Here is a 24,417-nt window from a genome sequence, read left to right as displayed (position 1 = left end):
CGAACCCCGTTTTCCGCTTTTAATGTCCCACTCACGCCGGGGTGGCGGAACTGGCAGACGCACAGGACTTAAAATCCTGCGGTGAGTGATCACCGTACCGGTTCGATTCCGGTTCTCGGCATTAATTTTATTATGCGCCCATAGCTCAACTGGATAGAGTGTTTGACTACGGATCAAAAGGTTAGGGGTTCGACTCCTCTTGGGCGCGTATTATATCGGGAAGTAGCTCAGCTTGGTAGAGCACTTGGTTTGGGACCAAGGGGTCGCAGGTTCGAATCCTGTCTTCCCGATCAAATTTCAAAAGGGGCCTTAGCTCAGCTGGGAGAGCGCCTGCTTTGCACGCAGGAGGTCAGCGGTTCGATCCCGCTAGGCTCCATATCATTTAAATAAATGATTTTTTCGCGGTGTAGCTCAGCTGGCTAGAGCGTCCGGTTCATACCCGGGAGGTCGGGGGTTCGATCCCCTTCGCCGCGATTTTTTCGAGCCTGGACCTTTAGCTCAGTTGGTTAGAGCAGACGGCTCATAACCGTCCGGTCGTAGGTTCGAGTCCTACAAGGTCCATCAGGATCATAGGTAGGCATTCGGAGGATTACCCAAGTCCGGCTGAAGGGAACGGTCTTGAAAACCGTCAGGCGGGTAAAACCGTGCAAGGGTTCGAATCCCTTATCCTCCTTAGTTGAATAGAATATTATTGTTCAACCCTTTTATTATCGCGGGATGGAGCAGTCTGGTAGCTCGTCGGGCTCATAACCCGAAGGTCGTAGGTTCAAATCCTGCTCCCGCAATTAAAAACTAAATATGGTCCCGTAGTGTAGTGGTTATCACGCCTGCCTGTCACGCAGGAGATCGCGGGTTCGAGTCCCGTCGGGACCGCCACGCGGGTGTAGTTTAGTGGTAAAACCACAGCCTTCCAAGCTGTTGTCGCGAGTTCGATTCTCGTCACCCGCTTTTAGTTTTTATATGGGCCTATAGCTCAGCTGGTTAGAGCGCACGCCTGATAAGCGTGAGGTCGATGGTTCGAGTCCATTTAGGCCCATTAAAATCAAAATAGCATTTTTGGTTTTGGGGAAGTACTCAAGTGGCTGAAGAGGCGCCCCTGCTAAGGGTGTAGATCGGGAAACCGGTGCGAGGGTTCAAATCCCTCCTTCTCCGTTTTGCTGGTCCGTTGGTCAAGTGGTTAAGACACCGCCCTTTCACGGCGGTAACACGGGTTCGAATCCCGTACGGATCATTTTTTGTTTTACCGGAGGATTACCCAAGTCCGGCTGAAGGGAACGGTCTTGAAAACCGTCAGGCGGGTAAAACCGTGCAAGGGTTCGAATCCCTTATCCTCCTTAGTTGAATATTTTCAACCTTTTTATTATCGCGGGATGGAGCAGTCTGGTAGCTCGTCGGGCTCATAACCCGAAGGTCGTAGGTTCAAATCCTGCTCCCGCAATTGAACTACACTGGTCCCGTAGTGTAGTGGTTATCACGCCTGCCTGTCACGCAGGAGATCGCGGGTTCGAGTCCCGTCGGGACCGTTGCAGTTTTATGGCTCGGTAGCTCAGTTGGTAGAGCAATGGATTGAAGCTCCATGTGTCGGCAGTTCGATTCTGTCCCGCGCCATTTTTTTACGGGCCTATAGCTCAGCTGGTTAGAGCGCACGCCTGATAAGCGTGAGGTCGATGGTTCGAGTCCATTTAGGCCCATTAAAAGAATAATATACGGTCCGTTGGTCAAGTGGTTAAGACACCGCCCTTTCACGGCGGTAACACGGGTTCGAATCCCGTACGGATCATGAGATACTCATTTGAGTATCTTATTTTTTTTGCGTTTTTTTTGGACGAGAATTGAAACTTTTATGGTACATAGATTGTCTAATAAGTATATACGGATGGGATGAAACGATTTGTAAAAGTAGAGAAGTAAGGCAGACGAAGGAGTAAATGGATGAAGGACAGGGAGATTCGATGGGTCAAAAAGGCAAAAAACGGGAATCGACGCGCGTTAAATAAGTTGATGAAGTACCATTATAAAAGTATCTACTTGTTGGCTTACAGTTATGTAAAGAACGAGTCGGATGCGCTTGATGTGGTACAAGATGCTTCTTTGAAGGCAGTAGGTCGATTAGTTCAGCTGCAGCAGGAGGAATACTTTTCAACTTGGCTGAATCGAATCGTAATTAATGAAGCAAAATATTTATTAGTAAGACGTAGAAGAGAACAGGATCGAGTTGTAGCTGATGAAAATATGATGGAGAATATTGCTGGAATGACTACCGTATCAAAAACGGATCCTGAATTACTGAAAACTATACATCAGTTAGAAGACAGGTATGAAGAAGTACTGATGTTGTTCTATTTTAATGATCTGTCGATTAAAGAAATTGCCTGTCTACTGGAGATTAACGAAAATACTGTGAAGACACGGTTGGTACGAGGCAGGGCACAATTAAAATTGCAATTGACAATTTCAGGATATGAAAGGTAGGAGATGATATGAAGGAACAGGATTTGAAGCGTGACTTGCTAGTGGAGCGACAAAAAGTGAAAATTCCTAAAAAGGCAATTTTTCATGCAATAGATGAAGGGATTCAACAGGCCAAACCAGACATATCTAAAAGATTTAGTATTCAAATAGTGGCTGCCGTTGTATTAGTTGGGATAATCGGTACTGGAATCTCTGGAGTAGCAGACGGATTATTTGCGAAAGAAGAGCATCCGATGGAAGTCGTAAGGTTTTACGATGGAATGTCTATATCACCGGAGAAAAATGACAGAGCAAAAGCGTTTGTTATGGAGAAAGGGATCGGGTACTGGGCAAATGGAGAAAAGTCGGTAGAAGCAGATCCAAAAGAGGAAGATATCCTAATTGAACCGGGGATTTATGATGTGAGTTTATCGGAAGGGGAAATTGGCGAAGCAATGGGTAGAGGTGTATTACTTCCGGGAGAAACATATTCTGGATACTTTTTTGGAGAAGGTAATTATGGGGAAGTTGTCTGGGGGGATGCGTCATTACAATTTACACCTGCTGTTTTTGAGCCATTAGAAAAAATTGGAGAACAGTATGTATTGAAAAATAAATTTGGAGAGTTTGAAGTAGGAGCAGCAATCGAACCAGGAATCTATCAAGTTGACGTTGAAGATGCATCGGCTTTTTCAATGGGATGGAGCGTATCTGTCTTCACAGAACATACGATGAAAAATGGTGATACCTTCAGTGATGGGGCCACATTTTCCCAAAAAGAGTTTGGTGGACGTGTCATAGAGTTGAGGGTGGGGGCTTTGCTGAGGATTGCAAGAAAATATCAGTCAGAAGATAAGTCTGAAACTGCTTCTTTAAGCGGAAATTATGAAGGAGTTCCCCCTCAAGTAAAAATAACTATGAAATTAATTGAAGAAGAATAAAATGTAGTGAAATAGTAAAAGTAGCTTTTTTGACAAAGAAATATAGAGAAAAAATTTTATCGATCCTTTCGAAAAAACTGAAATAGTATCGTTGAATCAGTTGGCTTTTTTGAAAAATGCAACTAAAACTATCTGATACCGATAGTTTTTCTGTCTTAAATTTTTTGAAATTTTCATGAGACATTCAGGGAGAAAGCAAGCAAGTTACCTGAAAATCTGTTATACTGTCAATCGTTGCAAGTTCCCGATAGGATTCGTTATTCGAAGATGCCTTGTAACCGAAAAAAACAACATGCTGCTTGCTTCATTTCGACAAGACTGTGAACAAGTATGCTATGTAGGGGGAATCATCATGACAGAAAGACATTTATTTACTTCGGAATCTGTCTCCGAAGGCCATCCGGATAAGGTGGCAGACCAAATCAGCGATGCAATTTTGGATGCGTTGCTGGAAAAAGATCCTTATGCTCGTGTGGCGTGTGAGACCTCCGTTACCACTGGTTTAGTCCTGGTATTCGGAGAAATTTCTACAACGGCTTACGTGGATATCCAAAAGATCGTGCGTAAAACCATCAATGAGATTGGCTATACTCGGGCCAAATTTGGCTTTGATGGCGACACGGTAGCTGTGTTAGTGGCGATTGATGAGCAATCACCTGATATTGCGCAAGGGGTGGACGTGGCTTTAGAAGCGCGGGAAGAAAAGAAAGATCCATTGGATGAGATTGGAGCTGGTGACCAGGGGCTGATGTTCGGCTTTGCCTGCGATGAAACTCCTGAGCTGATGCCGTTACCGATTTCACTGAGTCATAAATTAGTTCGTCGTCTGGCAGAACTGCGTAAGACGAAAGAACTCGCTTATTTGCGACCAGATGCTAAGTCACAGGTCACAGTGGAATATGATGAAAATGGTCAGCCGCAGCGAGTGGACACGGTAGTTATTAGTACGCAACATGACGATGCTACGGACAATGAGACGATTCGCCATGATGTTATTGAAAAAGTCATCAAAGCCGTGATTCCAGCGACACTTCTGGATGAAGAAACTAAGTACTATATCAATCCTACTGGCCGCTTTGTGATTGGTGGACCACAAGGAGATGCCGGTTTGACAGGCCGTAAAATCATTGTAGATACTTACGGTGGTTATGCTCGTCATGGCGGGGGCGCATTTTCTGGTAAGGATGCAACGAAGGTTGACCGTTCTGCGAGTTATGCTGCTCGTTATATCGCAAAAAACATCGTTGCAGCCGGTTTGGCGAAAAAGGCAGAAGTTCAACTGGCCTATGCGATTGGTGTGGCGCAGCCAGTGTCTATTTCCATCGATACGTTTGGAACAGGGACGGTAGCCAATGATAAATTGGTGGCAGCTGTTCGTGAAAACTTCGATCTGCGCCCAGCGGGAATCATCGAAATGCTGAACCTACGTCGCCCAATTTACAAGCAAACTGCGGCGTATGGACATTTTGGTCGTACAGATATCGACTTACCTTGGGAAGCAACGGACAAAGTTGACGACCTGTTGGCAAGTGTGAAGGAGTAACCGAGGCGACCTCTGTGAGTCAGTCAGGCACTTAACCTGATTGGCAGCAGAGGTCTCTTTTTATGCTGTTTTGCAGCTTTTCAGCTGGCGACTAAAATGAAACCTAATGATGAGTAAGACAAGAGCAAGCGGTAAACTCAAAATGAGTGATGCCTGCTGTTTTTGACATGATTTTACGAAAAAATAAATGACTCGCTAATGAAGAACAAAAAAGGAGCTTAAAATGACGACGAAACAAACAAATGTAAAACTGGTAACGGCAGCCGTTTTTGTTGCCACCTTTATGACGGCTGTGGAAGGAACGATTGTGACAACTGCGATGCCAACCATTGTAGGTTCACTTCACGGCATTGAAATTATGAACTGGGTATTTTCTATCTACTTGTTGACGAATGCGATGTTGACTCCAATTTATGGCAAATTGGCGGACCGAATCGGCCGAAAACCGATTTTTATTTTCGGGACCCTCTTGTTTATTATCGGATCTGCCTTGTGCGGCTTTTCAGATACGATGCTGACTTTAATCATTGCTCGGGGAATTCAAGGGATGGGGGCCGGCGCAATGATGCCGGTGGCGCTGACGATTATCGGCGATCTCTACTCTATGGAAAAGCGTGCGCGAGTGCTGGGGTTAAACAGCACTGCTTGGGGGATTGCCAGCGTGATTGGTCCTTTGGCCGGCGGAATTATCGTGGATACGGTGGGGTGGCATTGGATCTTCTTTATCAATGTACCTATCGGAATTGTATTGATTTGGATGATCTGGCAATTTTTAGTAGAACCTCAGCGGCAAACTCAGCAAAGTACTGGGAAATTCTCTGAATCTGAAATAACCGGTGATCCTGCTAGCGGCGGGAGTTCAACAGCGGCTTCCGTTGCGAACAAGCCGATGGATATTGCCGGCAGCTTCTTTTTGATGTTGACGCTTTTGGCACTGCTTTTGGCGTTCCAATTTCTAGGGGACAATGGTTTTGATCTAACTGTGGGACTGTTACTTGCCGGTTTTGCAATTGGGCTCTTTTTGTTTATCTTTACTGAAAAGCGCGCAGCAGATCCGGTAATCAGCTTGGAGCTGTTTACCAGTCGTTTGTTTGTAGTAGTGAACCTAGTGGCAGCTTTGGGGAGCGGCTTTTTGATGGCAGTGGATGTCTATATTCCCATGTGGATGCAAGGCGTCTTGGGGCTGCCAGCAGGAATCGGCGGGCTGGTGTTGGCTCCATTATCGGTTTTGTGGATGGTCGGTTCCTTTTTAGCGGGACGCTGGTTGGTTCAGCATACGGTGAAAAAGGTATTGCTGATAGGCTTGAGTATCACATTAGTCGGCGGGGCCAGTCTCTTTTTGATTCCGATGGCTGCAAGCTGGCTGTGGTTTTTTGTGATTTCGACAATTTTGGGAATCGGCTTGGGGGCAGTCACAGTGACTTGTACTGTCAGCGCCCAAAGCAGCGTATCCCACGATCAATTGGGGGTTGCGACGTCGTTTAATACATTGGCCCGCACTATTGGCCAGACGATTATGGTTTCTGTTTTTGGGATCCTGATGAACGGAATCACCAAAGCTCAGTTAGCACAAGCCAGTTTGACCAATGACCCGGATATCATGAACAAATTGGTAAATCCGCAAACGGCAAAATTACTGCCGACGGAACAACTTGAACCGCTACGAAAGATCTTGTTTGCCGGATTACATGGTGTTTTCGGTGGAGCATTATGTCTGATTGTGTTGGCACTGATATTGACTGTCGTGATTCGTGACAAATCTGCTACAATAGAAGGTAGAGAAATCTGAGTTGCTGTTGCTTTAAGGAAAATAAAAGCGGCAATTGACGGGAAAACTCAGACCATAAAGGAAATGCTGATCGGCGGCTGCTACCGGATAAAAGGCGCAAGGTCGGAGAAACGGGGATGAAAATGGCATTTTTACAAGTGAATTGTTATTCCAATGTGTTGGAGATGCAGGTCATGTTGAATGTGATCTTACCGCAACAAACGAAAAAGCGGATTGGTACCGATTCTGTCGGAGCTACCACGGACGTACCGGTTCTCTACCTGCTTCACGGAATGGGAGGTAATCACAGTATCTGGGAACGGCGGACTTCTGTGGAACGCTACGTGGATGAGTTGGGACTGGCAGTAGTGATGCCTTCTACTGATCACGGCTGGTATACGGATACCACCTATGACATGAAGTATTGGACGTATGTTTCTGAAGAACTGCCACAATTGCTGCAAGAATTTTTCCCGCAGCTGAGTATTAAGCGGGAAAAGACCTTTGCTGCCGGATTGTCGATGGGCGGCTATGGTGCAATGAAATTGGGCCTGCGCTGTCCGGAACGCTTTGCTGCTGTTGCCAGCTTATCAGGAGCGCTGGCTTTTACCAATGATCCAGCACCACTGTTGGCTTTACGAGAACGGGCCTATTGGGAAGGTATTTTCGGTCCGCTGGAGGAGCTGGGAAATTCGCCGGAAAATCCTCTGTATTTGCTGTCACAATTGGATCCAGCCAAAGCACCGAAACTGTTTGTAGCTTGCGGGACAGAAGATGATCTTTATCCGGTCAGCGGCTACTTTGCCAAAAAAGCAACGGAAAAAGGCTTTGATGTAACTTACGATGAAGGTCCCGGCATCCATGATTGGAAATTCTGGGATGAATGGTTGCCACGGGTTTTGGCGTGGCTGCCGCTGTAGCATAGCATTTCAATGCTGTGACAGCAATCGTTTTCTAAATGGTGAATGGCAAATATTTCACGAACTAAGCAAGAAAACATATGTCAGCAAATTGTGGCGACAATCCTTGTGTCAAAGTCTGCAGAAGGAACAGTACCATACGTAGGAAGAGAAAAAGTGAATGACACTAACTCAGCTTGATGAAATCATAGAAAGTCTACGTTTGAAATTTTTAACAATGAAAAGAGAAGTCACTTCCATTAAAAACAGTGGAAGTGACTTCTCTTTTGCGTATGACTCACGTTTGGTACTGTCTGCTTCGGAGGAAGGGGACTGGATGCTTGCTACAACCCTTTTCCTACGATTAAAAGCTCAAACTGGCTTGCTTTCGATGCAAAATAGGATAGGTGGTTGATTTTTTTGGTTGATAAACTGGTAATTCAAAACGTTGTACTGTTCCTGTGGCAAGGCTTCGCAGTAAGCTCGCACACTGGCCAATTCTTCGGGGCCACCTGCATGGCCGTAATAACAGACGAGAACAATCCGGCCACGAGGAGCTAAACGCAGCAACAGCGCATCCAATGCCTGTCGGGTCGTAGCCGGTAGTGTAATCACCGACTTGTCACTTTGAGGAAGATACCCCAGGTTGAAGATGGCGGCTTTTATCGGCTGTGTTTCGGGGATATATTGTGACAATGTTTCGTGTCCCCCATGGATCAAGGCAGCTCGATTTGTCAGGCCAGCTGCGGCTAGGCGGGTTACCGTATTTTCTAGGGCTTGGGCCTGTAAATCAAATGCATACACATGACCAGTTCTCCCCACCAATTCTGCTAAAAAACAAGTATCGTGTCCGTTGCCCATAGTAGCGTCAACAGCGATGTCCCCGGGCTGTAAGACCTCTTTCAACAAGGTGTGACTGTAATGGAGTGCTGTAGCCAACATCAGTGGTGCACCTCGATTTTGCTTCGGGTGCTGTTTTCTATAGCAGATCCTAAGAGCATATGTGGACGACCGGAAACCATCTGGATTCCATTACTCTTACGCACATCGTATTTGCCTTGCCAACTGTCTCGTTGTTTTAGTTCTTCATCAATTGCATTCAAAACTTCCCACTTTTTAAGGCTCCATTTTGGACCAATCAGAGAATCCCAGGGGGCATCGCCGGTTAGCCGGTGGATGACCACCTCTGAAGGAATCAATTCCAGCTGATCACAGATAACGGAAACGTATTCTGAACGACTCATCAGCTGCAAGCGCCCCTCTTGGTAATCCCGCAGCATTCGCGTGTTGCGCATCAGATGCAGGAGATGCAGCTTGATTCCCTGAATATCTGAATCGAGAATCGTGCGGCGTACATTTTCCAGCATCATTTCTGGTGTTTCTCCCGGCAGTCCGTTGATTAGGTGGGTACAGACTTGAATATTGTGTTTGCGCAGACGAGTGACTGCATCTAGATAGGTGGGATAATCATGGGCTCGATTGATAAGCTCACTAGTGGTTTCATACGTCGTCTGCAGACCCAATTCTACCCAAAGATAAAGGCGCTGATTTAATTCAGCTAAATAGTCCACGACTTCTGGAGGCAGACAGTCCGGACGCGTCCCAACGGAAAGACCGACGACACCTGGCAAATTGACGACCTGCTCGAAGCGTTCGCGAATGACCTCCACTGGTGCATGAGTATTGGTAAAATTTTGGAAGTAGACGATATATTGATCAACTGCCGGCCATTTTTGATGCATCATGTCGATTTCTTTTTGAAACTGGGAGGAAAGGGGATCTGTCGGTGCAACAATCATGTCGCCGGAGCCGGACACACTGCAAAACGTACAGCCACCACGGGCCACCGTACCGTCACGGTTAGGACAATCAAAGCCACCGTCCACCGGTACTTTGAAGATTTTTCCTCCAAAAGTTTCCCGGTAGGCTTGGTTCAAAGAATAGTAGCGTTTATTTTCTGCAAAAATCATAGTCTGCCTTCTTTCAAATAATGTGTTGCCTTCAGCGCTGTTTCCCTTGAAAGCGCCAAATGAAACGGCGTTCATCAAAAATCGGATAGCTCAAAAGCAACCAGCCGGCTCCCAAACAGAAACCACCTAGGATATCTGATGGGAAATGGACGCCTAGATAGATTCGACTGATCCCAACGCATAAAATCAACATACCACAGGTAACTTGCAACAGCAGGCGTAATGGTTTGTTTTTGATCAGTCCTGGCAGCATCAAAAGGAGTGTCCCCCAGAGGATCATACTGCCGGTGGAGTGACCACTGGGAAAACTGTAACTGGTTTCGGTGACCAGATGCTCCAATGTCGGTCGCTGCCGCATGAAGGCCAGCTTAATCAACGAGTTGCCAATTCCCGCAATCCCGATGACGTTGATTGCCAACCAGAGAGTTTCAGTGTAGCGCCGACGCCAAAGCAAGAGTGCGACAGCAACTACAGCAATTCCGGCGATTACTGGAGGATTGCCTAATTTGGTGACAGTTAGGTAAATAGTGTTCCAGTCAGGATAAGGCCCTCGGATCAATTGAGTGAAGAAGCTATCAAAGCCGCTAAGCCATTGGGGATAAAATTTGACCACGTAGCCTAAAAAGACGAAGACCAACAGAAAACAGCTGCCGGCGAATTGATAGTAGAGTTTATGTTTCATTTACAGGTCCTTTCTTTTACGGACAGTCCCCAAAGGCTGCTGAGAGCTGTCGCGAGTCAGTCAAGAGGTATTATAACACGCCTGATCTGCTTGTGACAGATTGTGGAACAATCGCAAACAAACCCTAAAAAAGCTGGAATTCAACTTGTTGTAATATGATTGTAAAAAAACATTTTTTCCCAAAAGTGTTATTCAATTAATCTGCTGTTTGTGAAGAGAAAGGTAACGGTCCCTTTTTTTATTTTCCCTGATTGATAGAACTGTGTTGTCATTTTATAACTATTGATAACTTATGTTACAGTCAGCTAACAAATGACTTCCATAACTGGTATTATGTTTTCGTTTGCGGTGGGAACAAGGTATACTTAAATCATAAAGATTTTTTAAACATGAAATCAGGCCCACAGCAGCCCAGCCTGCTGCTGGTAATCCTTTGTTTGGCAACCGGTTACTTTTACACAAGCAAAGAAGTCGATGGAAAAGGGTGTTTTTTTTACCCGCAGGATCAAAAATTTTCCCAAGACTTCGTGAAACATTTTCGTGAGGAGGAAAATAATGGAAAACGTTGGACAGTTGGTTTCCCGCAAAGAGCGGCGAAAATTGGAAGAAAAACGGCGGTGGTCCCGTCAAATGAAAAAAGGTACAGCAATTGTAGGCACGACTTTGACTGCCTGCTCACTGGTGGCTCCCTTAGCCCAACCGGTGGAGGCGGAGGCTGCTGTAGCTGGACAGTCGAGTAGAGCAACAAACACTAGTGCATTTATTGCTGAAATTGCAGCCCATGCGCAACCAGTGGCACAAAAAAATGATTTGTATGCTTCTGTTATGATTGCACAAGCCATTGTCGAAAGTGGCTGGGGACAGAGTACCTTGGCCCGAGCACCTTACTATAATCTTTTTGGGATTAAAGGCAGCTATCAGGGACAAAGTGTTTATATGGATACGCAAGAATATTTGAATGGCAAATGGGTCACGATGAAAGAACCATTTCGGGATTACCCTTCTTTCCAACAGTCTTTTGAAGACAATGCGAGTGTGTTACGCAATGTTAAGATTGGCGGCCAGTACTATTATCGTGGAGCTTGGAAGAGCAACTGTTCTTCCTACCGAGATGCTACCGCTTGGTTGACTGGACGTTACGCTACCGCACCTCATTATGCGACAGCACTGAACAATGTCATTGAAAGTTATAATCTGACACGCTTCGACACACCGGCTAGCGGAAGTGCCGGCGGTGGCGCCAGCACCGGCAGCAGTAACAATAATACCGGCAACAATAATAGCAGTGGCGGCTCTTCAAGCTCTTCGACGACTACCAACAGCTACTACACGGTGAAAGCCGGTGATTCGGTATGGTTGATCGCCAATAATCACGGAATTACGATGGCGCAGTTGGTAGAATGGAATGGCATCAAAAATAATCTGATCCATCCGGGCCAAAAACTGATTGTGAAAAAAGGCAGTGGCTCATCTTCCAGCAGCGGTAGCAGCTCTGCAGGAAATAGCACGAGCAAACCTAGTACCTCTAACCCGTCTACCAGCAAACCTTCTACGGGATCGGGTTCAACGACAACTACCGCTAATACGTATTACACAGTGAAAGCCGGTGATTCGGTGTGGTTGATCGCCAATAAATACGGCATCAGTATGTCACAACTGGTTTCTTGGAATGGCATCAAAAATAATTTAATCCATCCAGGCCAAAAGTTGATTGTCAAAAAAGGCAGCGGCTCGTCTTCCAGCAGCTCAACAGGTAGTACGACTAAACCAAGCACGAGTACGAACAATAATACGGGGTCCAGCTCAGGTACAAATACAACTGGAAATACCTATTACACTGTTCGTTCCGGTGATTCTGTCTGGTTTATTGCCAATAAATATGGCATCAGTATGGATCAATTGGTTCAATGGAATGGCATCAAAGACAACTTTATCTATCCTGGTCAAAAGGTCATTGTGAAAAAAGGTAGTGGCTCTGCAGCAACGACTGGAAATACTGGCAGCAATGCAAGTACGACGAAAAGCTATAAAGTCGTCAGTGGCGATTCGCTGTGGGCGATTTCAGAAAAATATGGCATGACTATCAACCAATTGAAGGAACTGAACAATTTGAAGTCTGATATGATTTATGTTGGGCAAACACTGAAAGTTAAATAGTCAAAAAAACCGACATCTCACCAGGTGTCGGTTTTTTTGGTAGGCAGACACCAGCTAATTAATGAGAGCGGTTATCCTAGCTGTTTTTGTAATTACAATCTTGTAAAAAGATTAATAGCAGTGAAGCAGTAAAGTCTGTGGTCCTTTTTTTACGTAGCTAAAGAAATCGGTGATTGAGTTTGCGAAGTTTACTTTTGCCAAAAGGAGAGATTACTTTTGACAAAGTCACGGAATGTTCGTGGCTCTTTCCCCATTACATCGTAAAATCCATGAGTGACCTGCTTGGCTCCGCCTAATCGTGTCATCAAGTACAACATACCCATTACTGTGACATATTCTTGATCTAGTCCACGAACTTCTCGCCAATATTTTTTTGCAAAAGATGGCGTAGGATCCGCATAAGTAATGTTACGTCCCAATTCTTCGGACATAATTTGAGCGACTTCTGGGTAGCTGATTGCTTCTGGACCGGTAACAGAATAAGCTGAGTTTTGATGAAGTGTGGGTTCTTCCAAAACGGTTGCAATCAGCTCACCGATATCTTGTGCATCAATAAAACTGGTGACAGCTTTTTTGACGGGTACTAGAATGCGATCAAAATGTTTTATTTCAAAGGCGTGAACGCCACTGATGTTTTGCATGAAGAAGCTGGGGCGAATATGACAATAAGGAAGTTCTGCAGCCTCAATAAATTTTTCAATCTTATGATGGGGTGGAATTGGATTTTTTTCGACACCTAAGAGAGATAAGAAGGTAACTAAACGAATCTGTCCACTTTGTTTCAGAAATTCGATAAAAGGTTTCAGATCTTCGGGCTTTCCTAGATGGGGTGGGCGCATGATAAAAACACGATCGACCTCTTTTAAAGCTGTTGGAAAGGTAGCAGGATCGGTGAAATCAAAGAAGACGCAATCCGCATCTTCAAGATAACGTTGTTTTAAGGCTTCTTGATTGATATCACCGCAAACAACCGCTTGGCCTTTTTTAATCAAGTGTTGAGCGACATAGCTGCCGACGTTACCTAAAGCACCGGTTACTAAAATTTTTGACATAATGTTTCCTCCAAATGTTTTTTTGCTAAGGGATTAATTCATTTGTTTTGTAATAAAGCGGCGTTGGCTTCTTTTAAGAGTGCCAATAATTCCTTGAATTTTTCAGTACCCAAACTATTCAGTAGTAGTTGCATATCTTTGAAATACTCATCATAAACGGTTTCTGTCAGCTGTGTGGCTGCTGCTGTGGGCTGTAAGATATAACTGCGTTTGTCTTCTGTAGAAGGTTTTTTTTCCAGATAACCAGCAGCTACCAATCGTTTCACCATAGTAGCAATCATCGGTTTCGAAACTTTAAAGTAGTCTGCCGCTTTTAGTGGCGTTACCGGTTCTGTTTCTTTAACGGTATAAATCAATAGCCCAATCTCACTGGAGCGCAGGGGCAGTTCTTTTTTTGCATGAATAGTCAGCCGGCAAAACAAAGAGATGATATCTGCGCCTTGAACAAGTAGTGATTCCTGCATGTACTCAAATCCTTTCTAAATAAAGTTAACTTTATTAACGATATTTTAGTTAATGAGATTAACTTTGTCAAGAGGAAATGAAACAACTCATCTTGCTAAGCAACAGAATTGGGTCAAGGGCATCGAATTGTTTAGTTTCGGGGAAATCTCCTTTGATTTTTCTGGAATTCTCTGTTAGACTATCAGTCAAACAGCATATTGCACATTGACGAGGAGTTAGTAGTAAGTCCCCTGATTCAGAGAGCGCATGGTGGGTGAAAATGCGTACAGGAGCTTGTGAACTGGCCTTGAGTGTTGCTCTTTTGAAAACGCCTATATATTAAGGTGTAAATAGAAAGACACGGTGACGATCGTTAACACGTTTGAGATTTGCCAGAGTTCAAGCTGTTTGTGAGCCTGATTTTGGTGAATAAAAATAGGTGGTACCGCGTTGACAACGTCCTATGAGAGCTGCAAGCTTTCATAGGGCGTTTTTTGCTTTGGAAAGTGAAAATTAAGCAGACATCAGTTTTTACTTCTTGGCAGCTTCCTTGCAGGGACAAGTTTTGATGAAACTTTTCTTAAACGGTTGAAATAATTTGGCAAGCAGTGAGTCGCTGAGTTGTTTTACAGTTTAGCTTGGTTTTAGCTTTAGCGGGTATCCTTAGTTTAATTTTTATTAGCTATCCAGTCGGATTATTCCGGCTTAATTTAAAGGAGGAGACTGTATCGTGTATTACGATCATAAAGAAGTCGAGAAAAAATGGCAGAAATTTTGGGCCGCAAACAACACCTTCGTGACCCACGAAGAAAATGACAAACCGAAATTCTATGCGCTGGACATGTTCCCTTATCCATCAGGGCAAGGACTGCATGTCGGCCATCCAGAAGGGTATACGGCGACAGATATTTTGTCTCGTATGAAACGGGCACAAGGGTACAATGTTTTGCATCCGATGGGCTGGGATGCGTTTGGATTGCCGGCGGAACAATACGCGCTGGATACCGGTAACGATCCGGCAGAATTTACCGAAAAAAATATCCAAACCTTCAAGCGTCAGATCAATTCCCTAGGCTTTAGTTATGACTGGAACCGTGAGCTCAATACCACGGACCCGGAGTATTACAAATGGACACAGTGGATCTTTACGAAGCTGTACGAAAAAGGGCTCGCTTATGAAGCAGAAGTACCCGTAAACTGGGTGCCGGAGTTGGGGACTGTGATCGCCAATGAGGAAGTCATTGACGGCAAGTCTGAACGCGGCGGCTATGATGTTATTCGTAAACCCATGCGTCAGTGGATGCTGAAAATCACCGCCTATGCCGACCGCTTGTTGGATGATCTTGAGTTGGTGGATTGGCCGGACAGCATCAAAGAAATGCAGAAAAACTGGATTGGTCGTTCGGTAGGGGCAAATGTAACCTTCCAAATTGCCGGTACGGATGAAAACTTCACGGTCTTCACTACTCGTCCAGATACGCTGTTTGGAGCAACTTATGCTGTTTTGGCACCAGAGTTGGAACTGGTACAAAAGATTACGACACCGGAACAAAAAGCTGCCGTGGCGGCTTATATTGATGAAGCAGAGAAAAAATCTGATCTGAATCGGACGGATCTGTCCAAAGAAAAAACCGGCGTCTTTACCGGTGCGTATGCAATCAACCCGGTAAATGGCAAAGAAATCCCAATCTGGATTGCGGATTATGTTTTGGCCAGCTACGGAACTGGAGCGATCATGGCAGTGCCAGCCCATGACGAGCGGGACTTCGCCTTTGCTCAAAAATTTGGCTTGGAAATCATGCCTGTACTGGAAGGGGGCGATGTTGCTGTCGCACCGTACACAGAAGATGGCCCACATATCAATTCGGGTTTCCTGGATGGTCTGAACAAAGAAGAGGCGATTGCCAAAATGAATGCCTGGCTGGAAAAAGAAGGTGTCGGTAAAGAAGAAGTCAGCTACCGTCTGCGGGACTGGTTGTTTTCTCGCCAACGTTACTGGGGCGAACCAATCCCAATCATTCACTGGGAAGACGGCACAGTGACCACCGTTCCAGAATCTGAACTGCCGCTGCGTCTGCCAATTACCAAAGACATTAAACCAAGCGGAACCGGGGAATCACCACTGGCTAACATTGAAGAGTGGGTCAATGTCGTAGATCCAGTGACTGGCAAAAAAGGCCGTCGGGAAACCAACACAATGCCGCAATGGGCCGGCAGTTCTTGGTACTACCTGCGTTTTATTGATCCTCATAACAAGAACGAATTGGCCAACTATGAAAAATTGGAACGCTGGCTGCCGGTAGATATTTATATCGGCGGTGCCGAACATGCGGTATTGCACTTGCTGTACGTTCGTTTCTGGCATAAATTTTTGTACGATTTGGGTGTTGTCCCTACGAAAGAACCTTTCCAAAAGCTGTATAACCAGGGGATGATTTTGGGCGGAAACAATGAAAAAATGTCTAAGTCTCGAGGCAATGTCGTCAATCCTGATGATGTAGTAAATCAATACGGTGCCGACACGCTGCGGCTGTATGAAATGTTTATGGGCCCATTGGATGCCTCCATTGCTTGGAGCGAAAATGGTTTGGAAGGCTCTCGGAAATTCCTGGATCGAATCTGGCGCCTAATCGTCGATGAAGATGGCAAGATGCGGGATCGAATCACCAATTTCAACGACGGCAAATTGACTAAGATCTACAATCAAACCGTCAAAAAAGTCACGGAAGATTATGAACAGCTCCATTTCAACACTGCAATCAGTCAATTGATGGTATTTATCAATGAAGCTTACAAAGTTGACGCCTTGCCGTATATTTTTGTGGAAGGCTTTGTGCAGCTTCTGGCACCAATTGCTCCTCACTTTGCAGAAGAGCTCTGGGAAATCTTGGGCAACGAAGGCGGGATCAGCTATGTTCAATGGCCAGCTTATGACGAAGACGCACTGGTAGAAGATGAGATTGAAGTTGTCTTCCAAGTTAACGGTAAAGTCAAAGCCAAAGCGAATATTCCGGCAACAGCTACCAAAGAAGAAATGGAAGAGTTCGCAAAAGGACACGAGTCCGTTGTCGGTCTGTTGGAAGGCAAAACGATTCGTAAAGTGATTGTCGTACCTGGAAAACTAGTAAACATCGTAGCAAACTGATTAAAAAGGCACTGGACTTGTATCAGCGAAAACGGATAGATTTCACTGAAAGTCCCGGATATTAAAAAAAAAGAGACGCAAGCAGCTTTCAAATTGGCTTGCGTCTTTTTTGTGCATGTCATTTACGAGCACCTCTTAATCTTTTATTGCTGAAGTTCCATTGAGAACGGGAACCATAAAAAAGGAAGGACAAAACTCTAGAAAAATTACGATGCGAAGAGGTATCTATCTTGCGGGTCTTTAAGTGATAATAGCAAAATGAGAACGCTCACAATTCTTAAAAAAAGTATGTCATTTTACAAAAAAAGTGCCTTTTGTTTTTGTTTTTCGGCAGAGGGTGGTATGATACGGGTTGTTAAATAATGATTGAACAAAAAAGGGGTAATGAACATGATCACCAAAAAAATCGCAAGTATCGCAGCAATGGGTCTGTTAGCCGTAACTTTAGGCGCCTGCAGCAGCGACAAAACAGCAGACAGCTCAGCTTCCAGCAGTTCAGCAGCTACGACGGAACAAACTTCTACTAGCGCACCAGAAGTTGTTTCTTCTGCTTCTGTAAGTGCGGATCCATCAGTTTTGGAAAAAGCATTGAGTGCTGACGGAAACTGGATTATCGGCGTGACTGGCGATGTAAACTTTGACAAAGATTTGACCGTAACTGGTGAATTCCATGACAAAGGGGAAGCAGCGAACGATATCTACCGTAAATTGGCATTGTATTCTCAAGATGCCGACCGCAAAGTGACTGCTGAATACACAATCACCGTACCTCAATTGGTAGTTGAATCAGAAAATTTGAACATCGTACATGGTACAGTCAAAGGTGATGTCTTGGTCAAAGCAAATGGCTTTGTTCTGGACGGCGCAACAGTAACTGGCAAAGTAACTTTTGAAAAACAAGAATACAAAGATTCTGCTAAACTTGACGAAAACGGCGCCAAAGTCGAAGGCGACGTAACTGTCAGTGAATAAGTATTGAGATAAACCAATCACTTGAGTAATCAGTGAAAAAAGTCCCGCACATTTTATTATGTGTGGGACTTTTTGTGATTGCGAGTAATTTAGGCGCATTCTTAGATCCGATAAAACACTTTATAAGGTCGGCCGACTTTGGTGTAGATTACGTCGCTGCGTATCGCATGATGTTCTTCCAGATAGGTTACATATTTGCGCACTGAGACATGGGAAAGACCAGTTTTTTCGGACAGTTGTTGAATGGTAAACGGTTCTTTGAAGGTGTGAATACCTGTCTTGATTCTTTGCAGGGTATCTGCTGAGAGCCCTTTGTCCAAAAAATTAGCCGCCGCTCCCGGGATCGTTTGCTCGGTAGCTGCTTGTACGAGGCGATCGATGGTTTCTTGCTGCAGATTGTCTTGTTCCAATGCTTGCTGGCGTTGTTGAAACAAGGCGATACTCTGTTGAAAACGTTCGTTTGTAAAGGGCTTGATTAGGTAATCGACTACGCCCAGATGGAGACCTTCTTTGACCGTTTGGGCTTCATTAGCCGCAGTAATCAAAATAACCTCGGTGCCGTGATCAGATTTTCGCAGGCGAGTCAGTAATTCAAGGCCGTTGCCGTCTTTAAGATGGATATCCAGCAAAAGCAAATCCACCACTTTATCTGCCAAAAGATGCTCAGCTTCTCTGATTGATCCGGCGGAATAGATGTTCTGAAATTGCCCTCCTTTTTCCAAATAATTACGATGGATGAATTCCACCATCGGATCATCTTCTACAATTAGGACATTCATTTTGTCACCTCTTTATAATGAGTCAACAGTTGCAACGTAATGACGCTGTGCCGGAGTTCTAAACGAAAATGAGCATCTGCGGTCAGTAGCATTTGCTGAAAATAGTGATTTTCAAAACTGCTTTTAAGCTGAGGATATTCTGTTTGAGGGAGATCGAGAACATAGATTGTCTCCAAAGTCTGATTCTCGTAATGGATTGATAAGCGCAGCTCTTCAGCTGGCACAGTCTGTAATAAAATATGATGGATAAAGCGGTATAAATCAATCAGGCTGCGGGTATCCTGCTCAGTAGCCGCTTCGGGAATCTCGGGTGTAATCTCGATTAGCAGTTGGGTCTTGCGCTCAGAAAACTTCTGTCGCTCACCGATCAAAAAACCAGCAATCTGGGGATTCTGTACTAAAAAGGACAGCCGGTGAGAAAATTCCCGTTCTGGCGTGAGAATATCGTTTAAATAAATTCTCAATTCATCGTAAGCTTTCAAGTCTGCCAAACCATAGACTACATGCAACTTATTCATGAACTCATGCGATTGGGACTGCAAGGCACTGGCATAAGCGGTCGTATTGGCCAATTGATCCATAACAAATAACGACTCGGTGGCGTTGCGCAAAAAGATAATCCAACCGATATGTTTTCCTGAAACGACGATCGGTGCTGCGGAAAATAAGTAATCCTGGCCATTTTGACGATACAGCTGTTCAACATTACGCTCTAAATCAACGGCTTCAGGTCTCAAGACCAGATCTTTCAGAGGATGATCGACGAGGGAGTCCTTGTGTCCGCTATTTTTTCGATATAGATCATTAGCCGCAATATTGGCTAAATTGATCTGGAGCTGCAGGTCTGTGACGACTACCGCATCTTTGGTTTCTTCCAACATGGCATTGCGCTCTTCAAAAAGACGGGAAATCTCCATGGGTTCCAGGTTATGAAGCTGCCTTTTCAAGTAAAAGGCCAGTGCTGAAGCTGCAAGAAATCCAATAGCAATACTGATCAAAAGTGCCAATGTGTAACCTTGACGGGAATTTTTAATGATTGTACTCAATGATTGGACCCGAATTCCCAGTGCAACAACTCCGATTTGTTGATGATTTTCTGAGGGATCGTAGACCGGTACAAATCCTCTCAGCGATTCCCCCAAGGTTCCGGAGCTGACGGAAATATGCTCATGACCGGCTAGTGCCTCTGTTTCATCACCACCGCGAAAGTGCTGTCCAATCAGGCTTTCGTCAGGATGGGTTAAGCGAATCGCAGCCATATTCATGACCACAACAAAGTCCAACCCGTGAATCTGGGCGACTTCATTGGTATAACTTTCCAATGGTTCGTTGGCCTGGTCTGCTTTTAATGCAGCAATTACTTGCGGTTCAATCGCCAGTTGTCTGCCGACAGCTAGCAGCAGGTTTTCTTCCTTGTTTCTGACGAAGCGAGCATTTTGAAAGAGGATCGAGCCGAATAAAACTGCGCTGACTACTAACAGCACTGCGACAAAAGCAAGTGTCAATAAGCTCCATAGTCGTGGCCCCTTTTTCATCGGATTCCCCCCTTTTTTCTCCATCAGTATAGCATAGGCGGTCAGGTAATCTAGGTACTTAAATAAGTTGAGTTGCTTAAATTAGTTAAATAATCTCCGAAAATGTAATCGCTTCCCGTATGCTGTGGATGTAAACAAGACAGCACAGTGACCACGACACTGATGCCGACTTATTCAACAGGAGGGAAAACAGATGGAGAAAAGAATCGCGCCTCATGATGTAACGACAAAAGCGCCAACGGTAAAAGGGGGGAAGACATTTGAGAAGTGGATGCAGATCAAAGTCGGTTCCGTACCATTGCCAGTGTACTTAGCTCTGTCAGCAGTAATTGTTGCGACGGCACTGCTGGAGCAATTGCCGGTGAACATGCTGGGCGGTTTTGCCGTCATCTTGACTTTGGGGTGGTTGCTGGGGACAATTGGTGCAACTATTCCGTTTTTGAAAAATTTTGGTGGACCAGCAATTTTGTCGTTGCTCGTGCCTTCTATATTGGTATTTTTCAACTTGGTTAACCAAAATGTTCTGGATTCTGCCGATATTTTGATGAAGCAGGCCAATTTTCTGTACTTTTATATTGCTTGCTTAGTCTGTGGTAGTATTTTGGGGATGAACCGCAAGATTCTCGTCCAAGGCTTGATGCGGATGATTATTCCTATGATGTTGGGGATGATTTGTGCGATGGGAGTTGGAACGTTGGTGGGTGTGCTTTTGGGATTGGAATGGCAACATACTTTGTTTTTCATCGTCACACCGGTCTTAGCTGGTGGGATTGGGGAAGGAATCTTACCTTTATCGCTAGGTTATAGTGCAATCACCGGCCTGGGCAGCGAACAGCTGGTTGCACAATTGATTCCGGCTACAATCATTGGTAATTTTTTTGCTATCATGTGTACCGCACTGCTCTCTCGCTGGGGTGAAAAGCGTCCAGATCTTTCCGGTGGAGGTCAGTTAGTAAAAATGAGTAATACTGACGATATGGCAGATGCGTTAAAAGATGATTCCGGTGAATTTGATATCAAAAAGATGGGCGCCGGGGTGTTAACCGCCTGCACCTTGTTTATCGCTGGTGGTCTGTTGCAGCACTTAACTGGTTTTCCCGGTCCGGTTCTGATGATTGTTTTGGCGGCCTTTTTGAAATATCTGAACGTGGTACCCGTGGAAACACAGCATGGCTCTAAGCAGCTCTACAAGTTTATTTCCGGCAACTTTACCTTTCCATTGATGGCAGGGCTGGGTTTACTTTATATTCCTTTAAAAGATGTGGTCGGCACCTTGAGTATCCAATACTTTTTGGTGGTCATCAGTGTTGTCTTTACCGTCATTGCTACAGGTTTTGTGGTGGCACGTTTCATGAACATGTATCCGATTGAAGCAGCAATCATTTCTGCGTGTCAAAGCGGAATGGGGGGGACTGGTGATGTGGCAATCTTAAGTACTGCTGATCGTATGAATTTGATGCCGTTTGCCCAAGTTGCGACGCGATTGGGAGGCGCAATCACGGTAATCGCTATGACTGCTATTTTACGGATGATTTTCTGATAAGCAAAAGTAACGATAAAATGAATAAGGAGGCCATAATCATGGCAGAAGATGTAAAAGAATTGGCGTTGCAACAAGCAAAAGCACATGGTGGTAAATTGGAGGTCATTTCCAAAGTACCTATCAATGATCGCCGCGACCTGAGTATTGCTTACACACCGGGAGTTGCCGCAGTGTCTTCCGCGATTGCCGAAGATCGCGCATTGGCATATGAACTGACCACTAAAAAGAATACGGTGGCGGTTATCAGTGACGGCTCTGCTGTTTTAGGATTAGGCAACATCGGTCCAGAGGCTGCAATGCCGGTAATGGAAGGAAAAGCTGCATTGTTCAAACGTTTTGCGGATGTTGATTCGATCCCAATTGTTTTGGATACGCAAGACACCGAAGAAATCATTGCTATCGTCAAAGCTTTGGCGCCGACTTTTGGCGGTGTTAATTTGGAGGATATCAGTGCCCCTCGCTGCTTTGAAATCGAACGTCGTCTGATTGAAGAATGCGATATTCCTGTTTTCCATGATGACCAGCACGGCACAGCAATTGTTGTATTGGCGGCAGTCTTTAACAGTTTGAAGCTGATTGGCAAGTCGTTGGAAGAAGTAAAAATCGTAGTTAACGGTGGCGGTTCGGCAGGCCTGTCGGTGACACGCAAATTTTTAGCTGCTGGTGCGAAAAACGTAGTTGTTGTGGATAAAATCGGTATTTTGAATGAGGAGGACAGTGAGCAATTACCCCCACACCATGCTGAAATCGCAAAACTGACCAACCCAGAACATCTTTCTGGAGATCTGCACACTGCATTGGCAGGTGCCGACATTTTCGTAGGAGTTTCCGCACCGGGAGCGTTGAAACAGGAATGGATCAAGGACATGGCAGACAAACCAGTGATTTTTGCAATGGCTAACCCAACGCCAGAAATCTTCCCCGATGAAGCGTTGGCAGGCGGCGCGTATATTGCCGGTACCGGCCGCAGCGATTTTCCAAACCAAATTAATAACGTTCTGGCGTTTCCAGGGATTTTCCGAGGCGCCTTGGATGCGCGGGCCCGTAAAATTACAGTAGACATGCAAATTGCAGCTGCCAAAGGGATTGCTAGCCTGATTCCAGATGAAGAGTTGAGCACAACCAACATCATTCCCGATGCTTTTCAAGAAGGAGTAGCTAAAGTTGTCGCTGCCGCAGTTCGGGATGCTGTGATGGACAAGGCCTGACCCTTTTCAACAGCCTATGTAAGTTTTTCCAGTAGAGGATTTATGTAAAAAAGATAAAACGCACGACAACCGCGAACAGACGCGATTGTCGTGCGTTTTCAGTTTTAAAAGGACAGTTCACAGCTTCAAAAAACGTGGAATGTCTGCTAGTGACAAGGTTTTTGCGGGTAAGCGGAGTGAGCAGTCAATTTTTCTGGAGTTTTGAGAAGATTTTAAGACGTTACGCAAGACTATATTTTATGGAGAGAAAATGGACTAACTGGAATCAAACAAGCTCATTTCCCCAAACTCTGTCGCCATTTTAGCGGAGTGGTTCCTTTGATTTTTTTGAAAGAGCGAATGAAATAGCTGGGTTCCAAATAGCCGAGAGTGTCGCTGATTTCAGCAATGGACAGTTCAGTGGAAGACAGCAATTCTTCTGCCCAGTGAATTTTCAGCTTGGCATAGATTTGGCTGAAGGGCTCGCCAAATTCTTCCCGCAACAATCGACTCAGATAGGTGGGACTGAGGTTAACCAATTCTGCCAGACTTGCCAAATCTAAGTGTGCGGCTTTGTTGGCAAAAACCGCATCAATGGCCGGCTGCAGTGTCCGATTTTTTGCTTGATAGATGCCGGTATCTGTTAACCGTTTTTCCAAGAGGGATTGGCGGAGATCTTCTCTGACAAATTCTAAGTCGGCGGTATCTTCTGTCGAAGGATACGCGTCATCAGTCTCTCGTTTGGCGATTCGCAAGGTCTGCTTATAGGCTTTGACAAGATAGTCTTTCTTGATGGCTTCGGTGACGATGTATTCGCTTAGTTGTTCCAACATGGCAGCGACTTCAGTTAATTTAGTCAAGGAGAGTCTGGGATAAGCATCAATCAAGTCCTGGTGCTGCGCTTTGAAAGAACGGACATCTTCTCGTTCAGACAGGTTCAATACTTGTTCCAACTGCTCTTGATGATGTTCAGCCATAATTTCACCAGCCATAATTGCCCCGACATAATGATTGTCGACCATGATGGGAATCGCCATATCAATAATGTCAAAATGGCAACGATAAATGAAAGGTTCACCGGTTCGAACCGCCTCGACACCACCGCGGGCATCGCACTTTTCGCAGTAAACAGACAGCTGTGGATGATTACGAGCCAGTCGGCAAAAAGGTTTCACCTGGCTGTGGCGGGTAATCGGTTTGCCACGATAATCCACCAGAATGATGGCTAAGTCAGTCGCAGTCGCGATTTTTTCTTGTAAGATCTCCCACTTGTTCAGATCTAAGACCCGTTCGATATCAAAGCGTTCAGCCATTTGTGCCTCTCCATTCTTGTGCTTTCAATTTCTGCA

17 protein-coding genes, 19 tRNA genes, 1 pseudogene, 1 riboswitch and 1 other annotated feature are annotated in these 24,417 nt (G+C 45.1%); of the genes and pseudogenes, 29 read left to right on the top strand and 8 right to left on the bottom strand.

All coding sequences use genetic code 11. The annotated features are described in order from the left end of the window. Positions 1–35 precede the first annotated feature (35 nt). The 24 genes from BAU14_RS01965 (at position 36) to BAU14_RS01850 (ending at position 7,623) form a co-directional block, all read left to right on the top strand. Positions 36–121, top strand: a tRNA-Leu gene (locus BAU14_RS01965). A 13-nt stretch (positions 122–134) separates the two neighbouring features. Next, positions 135–208: transfer RNA gene (locus BAU14_RS01960), tRNA-Arg, on the top strand. A gap of 8 nt (positions 209–216) precedes the next feature. Next, positions 217–290 (top strand) — tRNA-Pro (locus BAU14_RS01955). A 13-nt stretch (positions 291–303) separates the two neighbouring features. Then, positions 304–376: transfer RNA gene (locus BAU14_RS01950), tRNA-Ala, on the top strand. Positions 377–400: 24 nt separating this feature from the next. Continuing rightward, positions 401–474 (top strand) — tRNA-Met (locus tag BAU14_RS01945). Positions 475–487: 13 nt separating this feature from the next. Continuing rightward, positions 488–561: transfer RNA gene (locus BAU14_RS01940), tRNA-Ile, on the top strand. A 22-nt stretch (positions 562–583) separates the two neighbouring features. Then, positions 584–673: transfer RNA gene (locus BAU14_RS01935), tRNA-Ser, on the top strand. A gap of 38 nt (positions 674–711) precedes the next feature. Continuing rightward, positions 712–785, top strand: a tRNA-Met gene (locus tag BAU14_RS01930). Positions 786–800: 15 nt separating this feature from the next. Beyond that, positions 801–876, top strand: a tRNA-Asp gene (locus BAU14_RS01925). A 1-nt stretch (position 877) separates the two neighbouring features. Further along, positions 878–948: transfer RNA gene (locus BAU14_RS01920), tRNA-Gly, on the top strand. A gap of 14 nt (positions 949–962) precedes the next feature. After that, a tRNA-Ile gene (locus BAU14_RS01915) sits at positions 963–1,036 on the top strand. Between the two features lie 28 nt (positions 1,037–1,064). Next, a tRNA-Ser gene (locus tag BAU14_RS01910) sits at positions 1,065–1,152 on the top strand. 7 nt (positions 1,153–1,159) lie between these two features. After that, a tRNA-Glu gene (locus BAU14_RS01905) sits at positions 1,160–1,231 on the top strand. 14 nt (positions 1,232–1,245) lie between these two features. Continuing rightward, positions 1,246–1,335 (top strand) — tRNA-Ser (locus BAU14_RS01900). A 29-nt stretch (positions 1,336–1,364) separates the two neighbouring features. After that, positions 1,365–1,438 (top strand) — tRNA-Met (locus BAU14_RS01895). A 12-nt stretch (positions 1,439–1,450) separates the two neighbouring features. After that, positions 1,451–1,523 (top strand) — tRNA-Asp (locus tag BAU14_RS01890). A 12-nt stretch (positions 1,524–1,535) separates the two neighbouring features. Then, positions 1,536–1,608 (top strand) — tRNA-Phe (locus BAU14_RS01885). A 9-nt stretch (positions 1,609–1,617) separates the two neighbouring features. Next, a tRNA-Ile gene (locus BAU14_RS01880) sits at positions 1,618–1,691 on the top strand. Positions 1,692–1,708: 17 nt separating this feature from the next. Then, positions 1,709–1,780: transfer RNA gene (locus BAU14_RS01875), tRNA-Glu, on the top strand. Between the two features lie 152 nt (positions 1,781–1,932). After that, a complete protein-coding gene (locus tag BAU14_RS01870) occupies positions 1,933–2,472 on the top strand; it encodes a sigma-70 family RNA polymerase sigma factor (protein WP_161898394.1) in 540 nt (179 codons plus the stop codon). Between the two features lie 8 nt (positions 2,473–2,480). Further along, positions 2,481–3,392, top strand: coding sequence for a hypothetical protein (locus BAU14_RS01865; RefSeq protein WP_161898393.1), 912 nt, complete (start codon positions 2,481–2,483; stop codon positions 3,390–3,392). 229 nt (positions 3,393–3,621) lie between these two features. Further along, positions 3,622–3,747, top strand: a riboswitch (SMK box riboswitch). Further along, positions 3,745–4,935: a methionine adenosyltransferase gene (gene metK / locus BAU14_RS01860; protein ID WP_161898392.1), complete on the top strand. Its 1,191-nt coding sequence runs from the start codon at positions 3,745–3,747 to the stop codon at positions 4,933–4,935. Its footprint overlaps the riboswitch before it by 3 nt. 223 nt (positions 4,936–5,158) lie before the next feature. After that, positions 5,159–6,724, top strand: a complete 1,566-nt coding sequence (locus BAU14_RS01855; RefSeq protein WP_161898391.1) for an MDR family MFS transporter — start codon at positions 5,159–5,161, stop codon at positions 6,722–6,724. 122 nt (positions 6,725–6,846) lie between these two features. Further along, entirely contained in the window at positions 6,847–7,623 is a 777-nt protein-coding gene (locus tag BAU14_RS01850) for an alpha/beta hydrolase (RefSeq protein WP_161898402.1), read from the top strand. A 351-nt stretch (positions 7,624–7,974) separates the two neighbouring features. Here the strand turns inward: BAU14_RS01850 and BAU14_RS01845 are convergent, their stop codons facing one another. The 3 genes and pseudogenes from BAU14_RS01845 to BAU14_RS01835 form a co-directional block, all read right to left on the bottom strand. Continuing rightward, on the bottom strand, positions 7,975–8,544 hold the full coding sequence (locus BAU14_RS01845; RefSeq protein WP_161898390.1) for a class I SAM-dependent methyltransferase: 570 nt from the start codon (positions 8,542–8,544) through the stop codon (positions 7,975–7,977). Between the two features lie 95 nt (positions 8,545–8,639). Further along, positions 8,640–9,572: pseudogene (locus BAU14_RS01840) on the bottom strand (TIGR01212 family radical SAM protein); the annotation flags it as partial. 31 nt (positions 9,573–9,603) lie between these two features. Continuing rightward, complete coding sequence (locus BAU14_RS01835; protein WP_161898388.1) at positions 9,604–10,254, bottom strand: phosphatase PAP2 family protein; 651 nt, start codon at positions 10,252–10,254, stop codon at positions 9,604–9,606. Positions 10,255–10,809: 555 nt separating this feature from the next. Here BAU14_RS01835 and BAU14_RS01830 point away from each other — a divergent pair. Then, positions 10,810–12,411 carry a LysM peptidoglycan-binding domain-containing protein gene (locus BAU14_RS01830; protein WP_161898387.1) on the top strand — a complete coding sequence of 534 codons (1,602 nt, stop codon included), beginning with the start codon at positions 10,810–10,812 and terminating at the stop codon, positions 12,409–12,411. 188 nt (positions 12,412–12,599) lie between these two features. Here the strand turns inward: BAU14_RS01830 and BAU14_RS01825 are convergent, their stop codons facing one another. Further along, positions 12,600–13,463 carry an NmrA family NAD(P)-binding protein gene (locus tag BAU14_RS01825; protein WP_161898386.1) on the bottom strand — a complete coding sequence of 288 codons (864 nt, stop codon included), beginning with the start codon at positions 13,461–13,463 and terminating at the stop codon, positions 12,600–12,602. 38 nt (positions 13,464–13,501) lie between these two features. Beyond that, positions 13,502–13,927: a MarR family winged helix-turn-helix transcriptional regulator gene (locus BAU14_RS01820; protein WP_161898385.1), complete on the bottom strand. Its 426-nt coding sequence runs from the start codon at positions 13,925–13,927 to the stop codon at positions 13,502–13,504. Positions 13,928–14,123: 196 nt separating this feature from the next. Then, positions 14,124–14,374, top strand: a binding site (T-box leader). Between the two features lie 263 nt (positions 14,375–14,637). On the opposite strand from BAU14_RS01820, the gene leuS reads away from it, so the two are divergent. Together leuS and BAU14_RS01810 are read left to right on the top strand one after the other, a co-directional pair. Then, positions 14,638–17,052 carry a leucine--tRNA ligase gene (gene leuS / locus BAU14_RS01815; RefSeq protein ID WP_161898384.1) on the top strand — a complete coding sequence of 805 codons (2,415 nt, stop codon included), beginning with the start codon at positions 14,638–14,640 and terminating at the stop codon, positions 17,050–17,052. A 390-nt stretch (positions 17,053–17,442) separates the two neighbouring features. Beyond that, positions 17,443–18,024, top strand: a complete 582-nt coding sequence (locus BAU14_RS01810; protein ID WP_161898383.1) for a polymer-forming cytoskeletal protein — start codon at positions 17,443–17,445, stop codon at positions 18,022–18,024. 101 nt (positions 18,025–18,125) lie between these two features. Here BAU14_RS01810 and BAU14_RS01805 read toward each other — a convergent pair whose 3' ends face one another. Both BAU14_RS01805 and BAU14_RS01800 read right to left on the bottom strand, forming a co-directional pair. After that, complete coding sequence (locus BAU14_RS01805) at positions 18,126–18,803, bottom strand: response regulator (RefSeq protein WP_161898382.1); 678 nt, start codon at positions 18,801–18,803, stop codon at positions 18,126–18,128. Beyond that, complete coding sequence (locus BAU14_RS01800) at positions 18,800–20,338, bottom strand: Spo0B domain-containing protein (protein ID WP_161898381.1); 1,539 nt, start codon at positions 20,336–20,338, stop codon at positions 18,800–18,802. The genes BAU14_RS01805 and BAU14_RS01800 overlap by 4 nt, the downstream gene beginning before the upstream one ends. 271 nt (positions 20,339–20,609) lie before the next feature. Between BAU14_RS01800 and BAU14_RS01795 the strand changes: the two genes are divergently transcribed. Both BAU14_RS01795 and BAU14_RS01790 read left to right on the top strand, forming a co-directional pair. Next, on the top strand, positions 20,610–21,878 hold the full coding sequence (locus tag BAU14_RS01795; protein ID WP_161898401.1) for a 2-hydroxycarboxylate transporter family protein: 1,269 nt from the start codon (positions 20,610–20,612) through the stop codon (positions 21,876–21,878). 38 nt (positions 21,879–21,916) lie between these two features. After that, a complete protein-coding gene (locus BAU14_RS01790; RefSeq protein ID WP_202622144.1) occupies positions 21,917–23,089 on the top strand; it encodes an NAD(P)-dependent malic enzyme in 1,173 nt (390 codons plus the stop codon). Positions 23,090–23,364: 275 nt separating this feature from the next. On the opposite strand, the gene BAU14_RS01785 is transcribed toward BAU14_RS01790, so the two are convergent. Then, positions 23,365–24,381, bottom strand: a complete 1,017-nt coding sequence (locus BAU14_RS01785; protein ID WP_161898379.1) for a PocR ligand-binding domain-containing protein — start codon at positions 24,379–24,381, stop codon at positions 23,365–23,367. Positions 24,382–24,417 lie beyond the last annotated feature (36 nt).

The organism is Candidatus Enterococcus leclercqii, assembly GCF_009933135.1.
GTDB classification, from domain to species: domain Bacteria; phylum Bacillota; class Bacilli; order Lactobacillales; family Enterococcaceae; genus Enterococcus_C; species Enterococcus_C leclercqii.
The sequence above is the reverse complement of the archived record's forward strand: the minus strand, read 5'-3'. Positions and strand labels throughout refer to the sequence as shown.

What these genes read in the sequence shown, in the direction of transcription:
- BAU14_RS01865 (WP_161898393.1), top strand. Translation starts at nt 2,481, where the DNA reads ATGAAGGAACAGGATTTGAAGCGTGACTTGCTAGTGGAGCGACAAAAA.
- BAU14_RS01825 (WP_161898386.1), bottom strand. Translation starts at nt 13,463, where the DNA reads ATGTCAAAAATTTTAGTAACCGGTGCTTTAGGTAACGTCGGCAGCTAT.
- BAU14_RS01855 (WP_161898391.1), top strand. Translation starts at nt 5,159, where the DNA reads ATGACGACGAAACAAACAAATGTAAAACTGGTAACGGCAGCCGTTTTT.
- BAU14_RS01845 (WP_161898390.1), bottom strand. Translation starts at nt 8,544, where the DNA reads ATGTTGGCTACAGCACTCCATTACAGTCACACCTTGTTGAAAGAGGTC.
- BAU14_RS01785 (WP_161898379.1), bottom strand. Translation starts at nt 24,381, where the DNA reads ATGGCTGAACGCTTTGATATCGAACGGGTCTTAGATCTGAACAAGTGG.
- BAU14_RS01870 (WP_161898394.1), top strand. Translation starts at nt 1,933, where the DNA reads ATGAAGGACAGGGAGATTCGATGGGTCAAAAAGGCAAAAAACGGGAAT.
- metK (WP_161898392.1), top strand. Translation starts at nt 3,745, where the DNA reads ATGACAGAAAGACATTTATTTACTTCGGAATCTGTCTCCGAAGGCCAT.
- BAU14_RS01810 (WP_161898383.1), top strand. Translation starts at nt 17,443, where the DNA reads ATGATCACCAAAAAAATCGCAAGTATCGCAGCAATGGGTCTGTTAGCC.
- BAU14_RS01795 (WP_161898401.1), top strand. Translation starts at nt 20,610, where the DNA reads ATGCAGATCAAAGTCGGTTCCGTACCATTGCCAGTGTACTTAGCTCTG.
- BAU14_RS01835 (WP_161898388.1), bottom strand. Translation starts at nt 10,254, where the DNA reads ATGAAACATAAACTCTACTATCAATTCGCCGGCAGCTGTTTTCTGTTG.
- BAU14_RS01800 (WP_161898381.1), bottom strand. Translation starts at nt 20,338, where the DNA reads ATGAAAAAGGGGCCACGACTATGGAGCTTATTGACACTTGCTTTTGTC.
- BAU14_RS01820 (WP_161898385.1), bottom strand. Translation starts at nt 13,927, where the DNA reads ATGCAGGAATCACTACTTGTTCAAGGCGCAGATATCATCTCTTTGTTT.
- BAU14_RS01830 (WP_161898387.1), top strand. Translation starts at nt 10,810, where the DNA reads ATGGAAAACGTTGGACAGTTGGTTTCCCGCAAAGAGCGGCGAAAATTG.
- BAU14_RS01805 (WP_161898382.1), bottom strand. Translation starts at nt 18,803, where the DNA reads ATGAATGTCCTAATTGTAGAAGATGATCCGATGGTGGAATTCATCCAT.
- BAU14_RS01850 (WP_161898402.1), top strand. Translation starts at nt 6,847, where the DNA reads ATGGCATTTTTACAAGTGAATTGTTATTCCAATGTGTTGGAGATGCAG.